This window comes from Dactylosporangium sp. CA-139066, assembly GCF_050936175.1.
Taxonomy (GTDB): domain Bacteria; phylum Actinomycetota; class Actinomycetes; order Mycobacteriales; family Micromonosporaceae; genus Dactylosporangium.
Genome location: NZ_JBNJNH010000001.1, coordinates 8,278,572 through 8,292,816, shown reverse-complemented (window position 1 = coordinate 8,292,816; position 14,245 = coordinate 8,278,572). Strand labels below are relative to the sequence as shown.

17 protein-coding genes are annotated in these 14,245 nt (G+C 74.3%); 12 read left to right on the top strand and 5 right to left on the bottom strand.

The window, feature by feature from the left end; genetic code table 11:
- Nucleotides 1-15 precede the first annotated feature (15 nt).
- The 6 genes from ACQEVU_RS37900 to ACQEVU_RS37875 all read left to right on the top strand — a co-directional run bounded on the left by ACQEVU_RS37900 (nt 16) and on the right by ACQEVU_RS37875 (nt 5,155).
- Nucleotides 16-1,005 carry a glycosyltransferase 87 family protein gene (locus ACQEVU_RS37900; protein WP_433332339.1) on the top strand — a complete coding sequence of 330 codons (990 nt, stop codon included), beginning with the start codon at nt 16-18 and terminating at the stop codon, nt 1,003-1,005.
- Nucleotides 1,006-1,070: 65 nt separating this feature from the next.
- On the top strand, nt 1,071-1,826 hold the full coding sequence (locus ACQEVU_RS37895; protein WP_433332337.1) for an SDR family NAD(P)-dependent oxidoreductase: 756 nt from the start codon (nt 1,071-1,073) through the stop codon (nt 1,824-1,826).
- Nucleotides 1,823-2,746 carry an aldo/keto reductase gene (locus ACQEVU_RS37890; protein WP_433332335.1) on the top strand — a complete coding sequence of 308 codons (924 nt, stop codon included), beginning with the start codon at nt 1,823-1,825 and terminating at the stop codon, nt 2,744-2,746. The genes ACQEVU_RS37895 and ACQEVU_RS37890 overlap by 4 nt, the downstream gene beginning before the upstream one ends.
- Nucleotides 2,743-3,618 (top strand): amidohydrolase family protein, encoded by an 876-nt coding sequence (locus ACQEVU_RS37885; RefSeq protein ID WP_433332333.1) that lies wholly within the window; start codon nt 2,743-2,745, stop codon nt 3,616-3,618. Before ACQEVU_RS37890 ends, ACQEVU_RS37885 begins: the two co-directional genes overlap by 4 nt.
- Nucleotides 3,609-4,286: a FadR/GntR family transcriptional regulator gene (locus ACQEVU_RS37880; RefSeq protein WP_433332331.1), complete on the top strand. Its 678-nt coding sequence runs from the start codon at nt 3,609-3,611 to the stop codon at nt 4,284-4,286. The genes ACQEVU_RS37885 and ACQEVU_RS37880 overlap by 10 nt, the downstream gene beginning before the upstream one ends.
- Before the next feature lie 374 nt (nt 4,287-4,660).
- The gene (locus ACQEVU_RS37875) at nt 4,661-5,155 is read left to right on the top strand and encodes a GNAT family N-acetyltransferase (protein WP_433332329.1); all 495 of its coding nucleotides are present in this window, start codon (nt 4,661-4,663) and stop codon (nt 5,153-5,155) included.
- Nucleotides 5,156-5,198: 43 nt separating this feature from the next.
- On the opposite strand, the gene ACQEVU_RS37870 is transcribed toward ACQEVU_RS37875, so the two are convergent.
- Nucleotides 5,199-5,444 carry a hypothetical protein gene (locus ACQEVU_RS37870; RefSeq protein ID WP_433332327.1) on the bottom strand — a complete coding sequence of 82 codons (246 nt, stop codon included), beginning with the start codon at nt 5,442-5,444 and terminating at the stop codon, nt 5,199-5,201.
- Nucleotides 5,445-5,502: 58 nt separating this feature from the next.
- On the opposite strand from ACQEVU_RS37870, the gene ACQEVU_RS37865 reads away from it, so the two are divergent.
- From ACQEVU_RS37865 to ACQEVU_RS37840, 6 genes are all read left to right on the top strand, one after another.
- On the top strand, nt 5,503-7,107 hold the full coding sequence (locus tag ACQEVU_RS37865; RefSeq protein WP_433332325.1) for a methyl-accepting chemotaxis protein: 1,605 nt from the start codon (nt 5,503-5,505) through the stop codon (nt 7,105-7,107).
- A 10-nt stretch (nt 7,108-7,117) separates the two neighbouring features.
- Nucleotides 7,118-8,176, top strand: coding sequence for a sugar ABC transporter substrate-binding protein (locus ACQEVU_RS37860; RefSeq protein WP_433332323.1), 1,059 nt, complete (start codon nt 7,118-7,120; stop codon nt 8,174-8,176).
- A 142-nt stretch (nt 8,177-8,318) separates the two neighbouring features.
- Entirely contained in the window at nt 8,319-8,768 is a 450-nt protein-coding gene (locus ACQEVU_RS37855) for a pyridoxamine 5'-phosphate oxidase family protein (RefSeq protein ID WP_433332321.1), read from the top strand.
- Between the two features lie 84 nt (nt 8,769-8,852).
- Nucleotides 8,853-9,011, top strand: coding sequence for a hypothetical protein (locus ACQEVU_RS37850; protein ID WP_433332319.1), 159 nt, complete (start codon nt 8,853-8,855; stop codon nt 9,009-9,011).
- 3 nt (nt 9,012-9,014) lie between these two features.
- Entirely contained in the window at nt 9,015-10,505 is a 1,491-nt protein-coding gene (locus ACQEVU_RS37845) for a hypothetical protein (protein ID WP_433332317.1), read from the top strand.
- A gap of 80 nt (nt 10,506-10,585) precedes the next feature.
- A complete protein-coding gene (locus ACQEVU_RS37840; RefSeq protein WP_433332315.1) occupies nt 10,586-11,149 on the top strand; it encodes a DUF7691 family protein in 564 nt (187 codons plus the stop codon).
- A gap of 23 nt (nt 11,150-11,172) precedes the next feature.
- Here the strand turns inward: ACQEVU_RS37840 and ACQEVU_RS37835 are convergent, their stop codons facing one another.
- From ACQEVU_RS37835 to ACQEVU_RS37820, 4 genes are all read right to left on the bottom strand, one after another.
- On the bottom strand, nt 11,173-11,628 hold the full coding sequence (locus ACQEVU_RS37835; RefSeq protein WP_433332313.1) for a peroxiredoxin: 456 nt from the start codon (nt 11,626-11,628) through the stop codon (nt 11,173-11,175).
- A gap of 117 nt (nt 11,629-11,745) precedes the next feature.
- Entirely contained in the window at nt 11,746-12,429 is a 684-nt protein-coding gene (locus ACQEVU_RS37830; RefSeq protein WP_433332311.1) for a GOLPH3/VPS74 family protein, read from the bottom strand.
- A gap of 69 nt (nt 12,430-12,498) precedes the next feature.
- On the bottom strand, nt 12,499-13,122 hold the full coding sequence (locus ACQEVU_RS37825; RefSeq protein WP_433332309.1) for a hypothetical protein: 624 nt from the start codon (nt 13,120-13,122) through the stop codon (nt 12,499-12,501).
- A 52-nt stretch (nt 13,123-13,174) separates the two neighbouring features.
- Nucleotides 13,175-14,188: a hypothetical protein gene (locus ACQEVU_RS37820; protein ID WP_433332307.1), complete on the bottom strand. Its 1,014-nt coding sequence runs from the start codon at nt 14,186-14,188 to the stop codon at nt 13,175-13,177.
- Nucleotides 14,189-14,245: the final 57 nt, after the last annotated feature.

The following is a 14,245-nucleotide window of genomic DNA, read 5'->3' as shown; positions in this document are numbered from 1 at the left end:
CTGGCCGCGCTGTCGGTGGCCGTCGCGGCCTTCGTCATGGTGTCCGCGCGCTGGCACGGGCTGTTCGACCTGCACGTCTACATCGGCGCGACCCGGCAGTGGCTGGACGGCGGCGACCTCTACGGCTACCGCCAGCCCGGCCCGGCGCGCGCCTACGGGTTCACCTACCCGCCGTTCGCCGCGATCGCGCTGGCGCCGCTGGCCTGGCTGCCGTTCCCGGCCGCCGCCGCGGTCGTCGTCGTCCTGTCGGTCGCCGGCACCGCGGCCCTGCTGTGGGTCTGGTTCCGCCGCCCGCTGCCGGTCGTCGCCGGCCTGGTCGTGCTGGCCGCCGTCGAACCGTGGCGCGACACGCTGAGCTTCGGCCAGATCGACCTCATCCTGGTCGCGCTCGTCGGGCTCGACCTGCTCGTGCTGCGCCGCGGCCCGCTCGTCGGGCTGGCCGCCGCGCTCAAGCTCGCGCCGGCGCTGTTCATCGCGTACCTCATCATCGCCCGCCGCTACCGCGAGGCCGCCGTCGCCGCCGCGGTCGCCGCGGCCGCCACCGGCATCGGGTGGCTCGTCGCGCCCGGGGCCTCCGCGCGGTACTGGGGCGGCCTGTTCTGGCAGGTCTCCCGCGTCGGCGAGGTCGGCGAGCCGGCCGACCAGTCCCTCGCCGGCGCGCTGCACCGCCTGCACACCCCCGACGCGGTGTGGCCGCTGCTGGCCCTCGCCGTCGTGCTGTTCTGGACCACCCGCCTGCAGCCGGCCGGCGACTGGGCCGGGTTCGCCCTCACCGGCGTCGCCCTGTGCCTGATCAGCCCGCTCTCCTGGGTGCACCACCTGGTCTGGGAGCTGCCGGCGGTACTCGTCCTGCTCGACCGCCGCCGCCCGCTCGCCGCGGCCGTCCTGGCGGTGATGGCGCTGCGGCTGGTGTGGCTGGTGCCCGCCCTCAGCCTGCTGACGCTGGTCGGTCTCGTGCTGCTGGCCGCGGTACCGCGAGAACGAACATCGGATGTTTCGACCTGACGGGACCCTTGCGCACGCCCGGACGCGCCTGATAGACAGCAATCCTCCGATGTATGGGAGGATCTGTGAACGGTGAGTTTGACGGTCTCGCCGCCGTCGTGACCGGCGGCGCGTCCGGGATCGGCCTGGCCACGGCGCGGCACCTGGCCGCCCGCGGCGCCCGGGTCGCCAGCCTCGACCTGCGCGCCGACGGCCTGCCCGAGGGCATCGACGGTTTCGTCGCCGACGTCACCGACGACGCCGCCGTGCGCGCCGCCGTCGACGCGGCCGCGCAGCGCCTGGGCGGCATCGACATCCTGGTCAACAACGCCGGCATCGGCGCCGTCGGGACCGTGGAGGCCAACTCCGACGCCGACTGGCACCGGGTCTTCGACGTCAACGTCGTCGGGCTGGTGCGGGTGAGCCGGGCGGCGCTGCCGTACCTGCGCCGCTCCCAGCACGCCGCGATCGTCAACACCGGCTCGATCGTCGCGCACACCGGGCTGCCCGACCGCGCCCTGTACAGCGCCACCAAGGGCGCCGTGCAGGCGCTCACCGCCGCCATGGCGGCCGACCACCTGCGCGACGGCGTCCGCGTGTGCTGCGTCAACCCCGGCACCGCCGACACCCCGTGGGTGCGCCGCCTGCTCGACCAGGCCGCCGACCCCGGCGCCGAGCTCGCCGCGCTGCAGGCCCGCCAGCCGACCGGCCGCCTGGTGAGCGCGGAGGAGGTCGCGCACGCCATCGCGTACCTCGCCAGCCCCCTGGCCAGCGCCACCACCGGCACCGTGCTCTCCGTCGACGGCGGCATGCACGGCCTGCGCGTGAGGCCCAACCCGTGAGCCTCGGCCTGGGCTGCGCCCAGCTGGGCAACCTCTACCAGGAGCGCACCGACGACGAGTGCGCCGCGATCGTCGACGCCGCCTGGGACGCCGGCATCCGCTACTTCGACACCGCGCCGCACTACGGCCTCGGCCTGTCGGAGCGCCGCCTCGGCGCCGCGCTCGCCGCCCGCCCCCGCGACGCGTACACCGTCAGCACGAAGGTCGGACGTCTGCTGGAGCCGGCGGACGAGGGCGGCGACGACCTCGCCGACGGCTTCGCCGTGCCCCGCACCCATCGCCGGGTGTGGGACTTCAGCCGCGACGGGGTGCGCCGCTCGATCGAGGAGAGCCTGCGCCGGCTCGGCCTCGACCGCATCGACATCGCCCTGCTGCACGACCCGGAGCACCGCCCGGACGCGGCGCTGCGCTACGGCTTCCCGGCCCTGGCGGAGCTGCGCGCCGAGGGCGTCGTCGGCTCGATCGGCGCCGGCTCCAAGGACGCCGGGATGCTCGCGCGGATCGTCGCCGAGTGCGCGCCCGACGTCGTCATGGTCGCCGGGCGGTACACGCTGCTGGAGCAGCCGGCCGCCGCCGAGCTGCTGCCGGCCTGTGCGGCGGCCGGCGTGGGCGTCCTCGCCGCCGGCGTGTTCAACAGCGGGCTGCTGGCCGAGGACAAGCCGCGGGAGGGGCTGCCGTACGAGTACGGCGCCGCGCCCTCGGCCCTGCTGCGCCGCGCCGCGGAGCTGGCCGAGGCCTGCGCCGCCCACGGCACCACGCTGCCGTCCGCGGCGATCGCCTTCGCCGCCCGCCACCCGGCCGTGGCCGCGGTCGTGGTCGGCGCCGACTCGGCCGGCCAGGTCCGCCGCAACGCCGCCCTGTTCGCCGCGCCCCCGCCGGACGCCCTGTGGCCGGACCTGGCCGAGCGGGGCCTGCTGTGATCGTCGACGCGCACCACCACCTGTGGAACGTCGACGAGGGCTACGACTGGCTCGACGCGCCCGAGCTGGCGCCCATCCGCCGCACCTTCGGCCCCGAGGACCTGCGCCCCGAGCTCGCCGCCGCGGGCGTGGCGCACACCGTGCTCGTCGAGGGCGGCCGCTGCGACGCCGGCGAGGCCGCGCTGCTGTTCGAGCACGCCGCCGGCACCCCCGAGATCGCCGGCGTGGTGGCCTGGGACGACCCGGCCGCGCCGGTGTTCTCCGCGTACCGCGACCTGGCCGGCGCCGAGTGCCTCGTCGGCCTGCGCGCCCAGGTCCAGGCCGAGGACGCCGGCTACCTCGACCGCGACGACGTGCGCGCCGGCCTGCGCCGCATCGGCGCCGCCGGCCTGGTCTTCGACCTCGTCGTGCGCCCCGACCAGCTCGAGTCGGCCGCCCGCGCCGCCGCCGCGCTGCCCGACGTCCGGTTCGTCCTGGACCACCTGGGCAAGCCGCGCATTCGCACCGGCGGCCTCGAGCCCTGGCGCGCCGCGGTCGCCGCCCTCGCCGCCCGCCCGAACGTGGCGGCCAAGCTGTCCGGCCTCGTCACGGAGGCCGACTGGGAACACTGGAAACCACAGGACCTGCAGCCGTACTTCGAGCAGTCCCTCGAGCTGTTCGGCCCCGACCGGCTGATGTTCGGCTCCGACTGGCCGGTCTGCCGGCTGGCCGCCGGCTACGGCCGCGTCCTGGCCGTGGCCACCTCGTTGATCGAGCCGCTGACCACACCGGCGGAGCGATCGCGGGTGTTCGCCGGCACCGCCGCCGAGGTCTACCGGCTTGATATTGGCGATAACGGGATACAGTCGCCGCGGAGGCATGGATGGCACTGACCGACGAGGCAATCGACAAGATCAAGGGCATGATCACCTCGGGCGAACTCGGCCCGGGCGACCGCCTGCCCAAGGAGGCCGACCTGGCCGAGCGCCTGGGCCTGTCGCGCAACTCCCTGCGCGAGGCGGTCAAGGCGCTGTCGATGATCCGCGTGCTCGACGTCCGCCAGGGCGACGGCACCTACGTCACCAGCCTTGAGCCCAACCTCCTGCTCGACGCGCTCAGCTTCGTGGTCGACTTCCACCGCGACGACACGGTCCTGGAGTTCCTGGAGGTCCGCCGCATCCTCGAGCCCGCCGCGACGGCCCTGGCCACCCAGCGCATGAGCGAGGAGGACGTGATCAAGCTGCAGGCGGTCCTGGACCAGCTCGGCGACGACCCGACGATCGAGGCCCTGGTCGCCAACGACCTGGAGTTCCACCGCCTGATCGCCGCCGGCTCGGGCAACGCCGTGCTGTGCTCCCTGATCGACGGCCTCTCGGGCCCGACGACGCGCGCCCGCATCTGGCGCGGCCTGACCCAGGAGGGCGCGGCGGCCCGCACCCGCGAGCAGCACCAGGCCATCGTCGACGCGATCACCGCCCGCCAGCCGGACCTGGCCCGCTCCTGGGCCTCGATCCACGTGGCCGGCGTGGAGGAGTGGCTCCGCCGCGCGCTGACGATTTAGCTGGCTCGCTTCGCTCGCCGTGGGGGAGCTCCGCTCCACCCACACCCCCTCAAACCTGCAGCGGCGCTCCCGGCGAGGAAGGGGTTCTCTGGCCGGCTCGGCTCGCTCGCCGAGGTTCGTGGCGACTACGCCGAGGCCGAACGCCGCTACCAATAGGCCTCACCATCGACGAGCAACGTGACGACTGGCCGCCTGTACCCTTCCCGCTCGACCTCGCCGTCGCCGAGGCGACGTGCGTCTATGGTGGAGCGGCCCCACGGGCCTTTGCGGGGTCCGGTGCTCCGGCGCCACTCCCGGGCGTCGTCTTCCGGATGGCCGGGCGCGTGTTCTCGTGGACCTGACGGATGCCGGTGCGTGCTGGCACACTGCCCGTCATGAACGAGGTGTTGTTGCGCGACCTGGTCGAGGCCGACCTCGAGCTGCTCTATGAGCAGCAGCGGGAGGAGGAGGCGGTGCGCCGGGCGCAGTTTCCCGCCCGCGATCGGGAGCCCTTCATGACGCACTGGCGCACCAAGGTGCTTGCCGACCCCGCCAATCACGTCCAGATTGTCGTGGCCGGCGGCGAGACGGCCGGCAACTTCATGGCCTGGTGGCGAGACGATAGGCGCTTCATCGGCTACTGGCTCGGGCAGCGTTTCTGGGGACGGGGCATCGGCACGGCGGCCCTGCGCCAGTTCCTGCAGCGCGAACAGATCCGGCCGCTCTACGCCGACACGTTCATCGGAAACACCGCCTCCGTGCGACTCCTGCAGCGGTGTGGCTTCCGCCGGGTGGGCACCGACCACGAGGGTGATCTCGAGTTCGCGGTGCTCATGCTCGCCGACTCCGGCGAACGGGAGGTGGACGAGGAATCGACCACCGCGAATTAGATCCTTCGGGGATGGCGACCAGCTCGCGTAGCACCGCGACCGGTCAGGGGCGGCCGAGCTGGTGGCGGGTGGTGAGGCCGCCGGCGCGGCTCAGCAGTGCGCCGAACGCGGCCAGGACCGGCGTCAGGAACACGGTGGCGCCGATCAGGCCGTGGTTGATGTACGCGCGCATCGAGGACGCGCCGCGCTCGGCGAAGCCGGTGACCTTCTGCGGCCGGCGGGCCACGATGCCGAGCCACACGTTGTCGACGACGGCGAACGTGGCGGCGGCGGCCGCGCAATCCCTCAAGAACGCACCATGCCCGCCGATGTAGGCGTCAGTGAACGTGGTGCGGGAGGGCGGACGCGTGGCGGGCGAGAAGAGACGGTGGCTGGCCGACCAGCCGATGGCGCGCAAGCTCATGCTGCTCGTGCTCGTGGGCTGCGCCGTCGGGGCGGTCGTGCTCGGCGTCGGCGTGTACAGCCTGGAGAAGGTCAACCAGCGGGCCGACCAGCTGTACAACATCAATCTCGTGCCGGCCTCGCACCTGGCCAAGCTCAACGAGGCGGCGCTGCGCGTGCGCAACGACGTCGCCAACCTCGCGCTGTCCAACGGGCCCGTCGCCAGCAAGGCGTTCACCGACGACATCACCGCGGCCGACCGGGACGTCGACGCGCAGATCGCGGCGTACCGGGCGACGATCCACGACATCCGCCAGCGCCAGCTGCTCGACCGGTTCACGATCTGGTGGGGCGCCTTCCGCAACATCCGCGACCACCGGCTGCTGCCGCTCATCGCGGCCGCGGACAACGCCGGGTTCCAGCAGGCGTACCTCGGCGACGGCGAGACCGTCGGGCGCAACGCGATGGACGCGCTGCAGAACCTGCTCAGCTACGAGCAGACCAGCGGCCAGCGCGGGGCGGAGCAGGCCGCGAGCGCCTACCGCACGGCGCGGATCGCGATGATCATCGCCCTGGTCGCCGGGCTGATCGCCGCGATGATCCTGAGCCGGTACCTCACCGGCCTGATCGTCCGGCCCATCCGCCGCGTGCAGGCGGTCCTGAACGCGGTGGCCGCCGGGGACCTGACGGTGGAGGCCGACGTGGCCCAGCGCGACGAGGTCGGCGAGATGGCCCGGGCGCTCGGCGCCGCCACGGCGAGTACCAGGGAAGCGGTCCGTTCTCTGGGAGACAACTCGGCGACGCTGGCGGCGGCGGCCGAGGAGCTCACGGCGATCAGCCGCCAGATCGACACCAGCGCCACCGAGGCCAACACCCGGGCCGGTGATGTGGCCCGGACCGCGGGCGCGGTCAGCGAGCACGTCGCCGCGGTGGCCGGCGGCGCCTCGGAGATGGGCGACGCGATCGAGGAGATCTCCCGCAGCACCGCCCACGCGGCCACCGTCACCGCGTCGGCGGTCTCGATCGCCGCCCAGACGAACGAGACCATCGGCAAGCTCGGCGCCTCCTCCAGCGAGATCGGCGACGTCGTCAAGGTGATCACGTCGATCGCCGGCCAGACGAACCTGCTCGCGCTGAACGCCACCATCGAGGCCGCCCGCGCCGGCGACTTCGGCAAGGGCTTCGCCGTCGTCGCCCAGGAGGTCAAGGACCTCGCCCGGGAGACGGCCAAGGCCACCGAGGACATCGGCCGGCGCGTGCTCGCCATCCAGGCCGACACCGAGGACGCCGTCTCCGCGATGGGCCAGATCGGGGAGGTCATCGCGCAGATGAGCGAGTACCAGAACTCGATCGCCGCCGCGGTCGAGGAGCAGGCGGCCACCGCCCGCTCGATGAGTCACAGCGTCGGCGAGGCCTCCAACGGCTCCACCGCGATCGCCGGCACCATCGCCGGCGTGGCCGACGCCACCAACGCCACGAACCAGGGCGTGTCCAGCACCGGCGAGGCGGTCGACCAGCTCGCCCGGATGGCCTCCGAGATGCGGGTCCTGGTCACCCGCTTCAAGTACTGAGGATGTCGCGATGCGCAAGGCTCTGGCCGTACTGCTGATGACGACCCTGCTGGCCGGCTGCACGCAGTCGCTGCAGTCCCCGTCCGACAACGGGCCGGCCGCCCGCGTGGCGCTGCTGCTGCCCGAGCGCAAGGCCAGCCGCTACGAGGCCGGCGACCAGCCGTACTTCGCCCAGAAGCTCTCCGAGCTCTGCCCCGGCTGCACGGTGGACTACCGCAACGCCGAGCAGAGCGCGGACACCCAGCTGCAGCAGGCCAAGGACGCCCTGGACCAGGGCGCGAAGGTCCTGGTGCTGACCCCGGTCGACAGCGTGGCGGCCGGCCGGATCGTCACGGAGGCCAAGTCCCGCAACGTCCCGGTCATCTCGTACGACCGCCTGGTCCTGAAGACCCCGGTCGACTACTACATCTCCTTCGACAACGCGAAGGTCGGCTCGCTGCAGGCCGCCGCGCTGCTGCAGGCCCTCGGCCCGAAGGCGGCGCAGGGCGAGATCCTGTGGATCAACGGCTCCCCGACCGACAACAACGCCACGCTGTTCAAGCAGGGCGCCCACGCCGGCCTCGACGGCAAGGTGCGGGTGGCCGCCGAGTCCGACACCGTCGAGTGGAACCCGGACAACGCCAAGGCCTGGACGGCCCGCGTCCTGCCGACGCTCAAGGGCCGCAACATCGTCGGGGTGTACGCGGCCAACGACGGCACGGCGGGCGCCGCGATCGCCGCGATGAAGGCGGCGGGCCTGCCGCCGGTCCCGGTGACGGGCCAGGACGCGGAGACGGCCGCGCTGCAGCGGATCCTGGTCGGCGACCAGTACATGACGGTGTACAAGGCGATCCGCTCCGAAGCCGAGACCGCCGCCATCCTGGCCGACGACCTGGTCCGCGGCAAGCACCCGGCGCAGACCGCCACGGTGGACAACGGCGCCGGTCAGATCCCGTCGATCCTGCTCGACCCGGTGACGGTCACGAAGGACACGATCGCCGCCACGGTGGTGAAGGACGGCTTCGTGACGCCGAGCGCGCTGTGCGCGGGCGCCTACGCCGACGCCTGCCGGGCCGCCGGCATCGCCTGACCCGCCCTGACCCGCGCATTGGGACTTCCGCCCGGCAACGGCCACGATCGGGTGGGCGTCCGGCCCGATCAAGCGACCGGTTCCGCCTCCGGCCGGGGCGCCGCGGGCAGCGCCGGGCCGGCGGGCGTTGCATGATGGGCGCATGACGGCGTGGCGGGACGTGGAGCAGGCGGAGCCGGAGTTCGCGGCGCGGGTGCGTGCCCTCTTTGACGCCCACCGGCACAAGACGATCGCAACCCTGCGCGCCGACGGCGGCCCGCGCATCTCCGGCATCGAGGCGGTCTTCGAGGGCGGCGAGCTCGTCTTCGGCTCGATGCCCGGCGCGCGCAAGGGTGCCGACCTGCGCCGGGACCCCCGCTTCGCGCTGCACAGCGCCACCGTCGACCCGATCGAGGGCGCCGAGGCGTCGTGGCCGGGCGAGGCGAAGATCTCGGGGACGGCGAGCGTCGCACCCGGCGAGGCGGCCGAGGGCGAGCGCTTCCGCGCCGACGTCCTCGAGGTGGTCCACACCCACCTCAACCCGGAGGCCACGCTCCTCGTCGTCGAGTGGTGGACCCCGGCCGCCGGCCTGCGCCGCGTCGAGCGCGAGTAGGCGGCGGGGTCACCGCGCGGCGACGAGGCGAGCATCGCCGAGCTGGTCCCCACGCAGCGCTACGACATGCGTATCGTGCGGGCCATGGCCGACACCGCGCCCGACGACGCGCAGCTGCCCGCGCGCGTGCTGCCGCACGCCGAGCGGATGACCCTCGACGGCCTCACGCACGAGGGTCCGGAGGACGACGGCAAGCCGCTCGTGGTCGCCCGGGTGCTCCGCGACTTCTGCACGGCGGCGTAGGCCGTGCACGTCGAGGCGGCGGTCGACGGCCTGGCGGAGAACCCGGCCCTGCCGGCCGGACTGGTGTGGCGGCTGATCCCGTACCGGCGCGGGCGGCGCCGTGTGGCCGCGCGGGCCGACCTCACCGGCGAGATGATCGACGCGATCATCGGCTCCGGCGACCACTGGCTGGTGCACGCCCTCGCGCTGAGCCCGCACCTGCCGGAGCCGGTGCAGCTGCGCCTGGCGGCGAGCCCGGACGGCGCCGTGCGGTGCGCGCTGGCCGGCCGGTCCGCGAGCCCGGACGTGCTCGCCGTCCTCGTCGACGACCGGGACAGGAGGGTGCGCGAGGCCGTGGCCGAGAACAGCCACTGCCCGGCGAACCTGCGCGCCCGGCTGGCCCGCGATCCCGACGCCGGGATCCGGGCCACGCTCGGCCGCTGGTGGGTCGGGGCACCCGAGGCGGTCCGGCGGGTGCTGCTCACCGACCCGGTCGACACGGTCCGCGAGTTCGCCTGCTCGACGTACTTCGCCCGCAGACCCCATCCGGTCCCGCCGGCCGATCTGGTGCCACAGCTCGTCGACGACCCGGTGACCCGGGCCGGTGCGGTGCGGCACGCGATCCTCACGCCCGAGCTCGCCGAGCGCCTGGCCGCCGATGCCGGCTACGAGGTGCGCGCGGAGCTGGCCCGGCATCCCGGCCTGCCCGCCGCCGTGCGGGACCGGCTCGCCGAGGACCGCAGCGCCACCGTGCGCGTCGCGATCTTCGGCCGCGCCGACACCCCGGAGCCGACCCGGCGGCGCATCCACGACGACGTGATGTCCGCGGAGTACGACATGCTCGAGGCGGAGACCGAAGAGGCGTTCGCCGACTGCTTCGCCCCCGGCGAGCTCGAGGACATGCACCTCGCGTGGGTCGCCGCCGATCCGCTGCCGCACCTCGGCTCGCCGTACGTCGCCTTCCGCGCCTCGGCCGGCCGCAGCCCGGGCCTGCCGCCCGAGGCCGTGGCGCGCCTGCTCGCCGACGAGAACAACCGGGTGCGGCTGGCCGCCGCCCGCACCGCGCCCCACCTCGTCGACCCGGCCACCGCCGAGCGCATCGACCGCGAGTTCCGCCCGCGCAGGCACACCCGGTGGCGGCCGGCCGACGTGCTGCCGCTGCCGCCCGAGGTCCTGCGCCGGCTGGCCACCGACCCCGCCGCCCGGATGCGGCGGCTCGCGCCGCGGGACCCCGGCCTGCCGGCCGAGCTCGCCGAGCGCCTCGCCGCCGACGAGAGCGCGGCCGTGCGCGGCGCCGTTGCCCAGCACCCGAACCTGCCCGTGCCCGCGCTGGCCGCCCTGCTCGACGACCGGGACGAGGGCGTGGTGCGCCGGGCCGCCGCCGCGCCGCGCGTGCCCGTCGCGCAGATGGAGCGGATCGTGGCCGCGGCCGGTCTTTGCACGGCCGGCTGCCGCGGCGGCGGGACCTGCAGCGCGGACACGAAGGCCAGCGACACCGACTCGGCCGGCTCGTAGCGGGCCTCCGGGCCGAGCGGCCCCAGCCCGTCGAGGCCGATGCTGATGCTCACCTATCGCCGGGCCTACGATGGGCGGTCATGGGTTACGGGGTGATGGCGTACCCGGTCGACATCGAGGCCCTCCGGGAGGTCTGCGGCGGCGGTGACGACCGGCGGCGCCGCGCGATCTGCGGGCGCTTCCGCCAGCAGATCGCGCGGTTCAACGACGACTTCGAGCTGTCCAACGAGCGCGGCGCCGGCAACCTGTTCGCCGCGATCGGGCACATCGTCATGGGCCAGGACATGCCGCTGCCGGGGTACCTCTACGGGTACGGGTTCAAGTACATCGTCGAGTTCCACGGCCGCTTCCTGGACAACTCGCCGTTCTACCCGTGCCCGTCGGCGTACCTCGACGCGCACGTCGACCCGACGATCAAGGCCACCGGCGCGACGCTGAGCATGTTCGAGCTCATCTCGGGCGGCGCGCCGGTGCCCCTGCCGCCCCCGGACGACTTCCCCGGCATCGGCCACTGGCCGGCCGCGGACGTGGCGGCCAACGTCGAGCCGCTGGGCGCCGGCACGACGGACGAGGTCCGCACGGTCGCCGCCTGGGCCCGCCAGGCCGCCGCCGCGGGCCACGGCATCGTCGGCTTCTACCACTGACGCAACGGGCCGGCCGGCCGCGATCAGGCCGGCCGGGCCCGCTGCTGCAGCGCCGTGAGGGCCTTGTCGGCGTGCACCGACATGCGGATCTCGGCCTTGATGACCGCGATGATCCGCCGGTCGGTGTCGATGACGAACGTCATCCGGCGCGGCAGCCCGAACGACCGGTTGACGCCGAACATCTCGCGCACCTTGCCGTCGGCGTCGGACAGCAGCGGGTAGCCGAGCGAGTGCTTCGCCGAGAACTCGGCCTGCCGCTCGATCGCGTCGCCGCTGACCCCGACCGGCTGCCCGCCGGCCGCGCGCAGCTCCGCCGTCATGTCCCGGAAGTGGCAGGCCTCCATGGTGCACCCGGGGCTGAGCGCCGCCGGGTAGAAGAACAGCACCACCGGGCCGCCCTCGAGCAGGCCGCTGAGCGACCGCTCGGTGCCCTCGTCGTCGGCCAGCACGAAGTCCTCAACGATGTCGCCGACATCCACGGCCGTCTCCTTCGCTCCCCGGTGCGCCGCCCGGGGTGAAGACTACGCGCCGCGGCCCGCGCCGCCGCCCCGCCCGCGGGCGGCTGTCCGCCATCGCCGCGGGCAACCCCGGCGGCGTCAGGAGCGGGCCGTGCCCAGGGCGGTCTGGATGGCCTTGACCAGGACGGCGACGACCAGGGCGACCGACGGGCGGATCGAGGACTCCTCCATGCTCACCGAGCCCGTGAAGCCGGCCGTGTCGCTGATCTGCTGCAGGCGCTGGTGGGCCGCCGCGACGTCCGCGCCCGCCAGGCCCAGGACCGGCTCCATGCGCACCGCGGCGACCAGCGTGGCCAGGGCGGCCGTGCGCTCGTCGGGGGCGTCGGTGCCGATGAGGGCGGCGCTCAGGCGCTCGCGGACCTCGCCCTCGACCGTCGGGTCGATGGTGGGGTACCGGTGCAGGTGGATGAAGCCGTCCATGGTGGTCTCGTCGACGTCGCAGATCACGTTGCGCGCGCACAGGTCGGCCAGGACGCGGTCGCGCAGGCCGTGGCGCAGGCGCTGGATCCAGGAGTCCGGCGTGTGCGGCGTGTCCGCGGCGACCCGGGACAGCACCTCGTCGGCGATCGGCTCGCCGATCGGCGCCGGGTTGGTGGCCATGATGGTGCCGCCGACGTACACGAGCCGGCCCGCGAGGGCCAGCTCGACGAGGACGGCGGCGGCCATGCCCAGATCGAGACCGATGGTGGAGCCGGTGGCGCGACCCGACTCGTCATCGTAGGCCAGCAGGAGCAGCTCCTCGGCCAGCGCAACGGAACCCATGGCCACGAACGTTAGCGCCTGATGGCCGGATCCCGTACCCCCGAGCAGCCACACCTGGGGGCCGCACCGCTACCAGCGGTAGGTGTCCGGCCCGGTGAGCGTCCGCTCGCGGGTCGTCGGCTCCTCGTCGTACGGGCGGCTCGGCGTTTCGTCGTACTGACGGTTGGCCGTCTCGTCGTACGGGCGGTAGGGCGTGAGACCGAGGCCCTCCGTGCCGAGAGGGCGGTCGGCGTCGAGCGGCTCGCCGGCCGCGGGCTCGTCGGCGCCGGGCCGCGGCCAGGCGCGCCAGCGCTGCCCGCTCGCCGCGGCGACCAGCAGCAGCACGCCGAGCACGGCGGCGGTGCCGGAGCGCAGCGGCGCCGAGAGGTTGAGCAGGTGGCCGGCCACGTACAGGTCGTCGGGCAGGACCCGCACCACCCGTCCCGGTGCGACGAGCAACAGGACATAGCTCAGGGTGTACAGCACCCCGATCGCGACGGCGCCGAGCGGTGACACCCGCAGGGTGGCGAGCAGGCCCAGCAGCAGCCCGGCCGCGCCCAGCAGCAGCAGGGGGCGGACGAAGCTGCCGGCGTGCAGGGTGGAGGACGCCGTGTGGCCGAAGGCGCCGTCCGAGCGGACCTCGCCGAGGGCCAGCAGGACCCAGGCGAGCGGGGCGACGAAGACCGCGACGATGAGGGTTCGAATGTGCCGCATGCCCGGCAACCTACTGACGTCACCCGCGGGTACCTAGCGATCTATACAACTCCTAAGAAAGCCGGCCGAACCTTCGCGCCGCGATGCGGTCGAGCGCGGTGCGCCCGGGCGTGACGAGCATGAGCTCGGCGAGCGACCGGCCGATCGTGACGTTGCGCCCGGCCCGGCGGGCCGCCCGGCCCGCGTCGAGCCGGGCCCGGACCAGCCGCCGGACTTCGGGCCGCACGGCGGGCTCGCGGTAGGCGGCGGTGACGAGCGCGAAGAGCGCGGCGTCGCTGACCCAGTCCTCGACGCCGAAGGCGAGGTCGACGAGCACCTCGCGGCGGGTCGAGGTGGCCCACGGCTCGTGCTCGGCGTGGCGCAGCAGGCCCAGGCACACCCACGGCTGCATGAGCCGGTACCAGTACGTCGGCCTCGACCTCGCCAGGTTCTGCCACCGCGGCGTCGCGGGCGGCTCGGGCAGGTGGCCGAGCAGCCCGAGCAGGTCGCCAAGTGAGAGGGCGCCGAGCGGGGCGGCCTGGAGGTACCCGGAAAGCATCGACGGCCACGTCTCCTCCGCGACCTCGTGCAGCACGCGGACGGCCGCCTCCGGCGGCGCGGGCGCCACGGGGACGGGCCACTCGCCGTCGTAGCGCCAGACCGCGTACCGGCCGCGGCGCAACGGCCGGCGCAGGTCGGGCTCGGGAAACGCGGCGATCTCCAGCTCGAACGGGCCGAGCAGGCGGCGGGCGGCGATCATCGCGGTGGCCGGCTCGGCCTGGGACAGCCGGCTGCGTGAGACGTGCACGGCCTCGCCCTTCGCCCGCCGCGAGGCGACCCGGTCGGCCGCCCCCGTGATCGCCTCGGCCGGCATCGGCACCCAGTTCAGCCACGGCCGCGCGGTGCCGGCCAGCGCGAACACGATCTCCGTCATGCCGCAGGGGTGCGGGTCGTCGGCGATGGCGACGAGGTCGGCCACGGAGCCCCGGGCCCGGAAGCGGATCGCCCGCCGGGCCGCGTCCCCGTGCGGGAACCGCGGATCGGCGGCCAGGCGGCGCAGGTCGGCGTCCGCGTCCTCGGTGATCATGGCGGGCACGATACATCCGGCCGCGTGATGATCGGTGACGTCGTCCGAACGGACGGT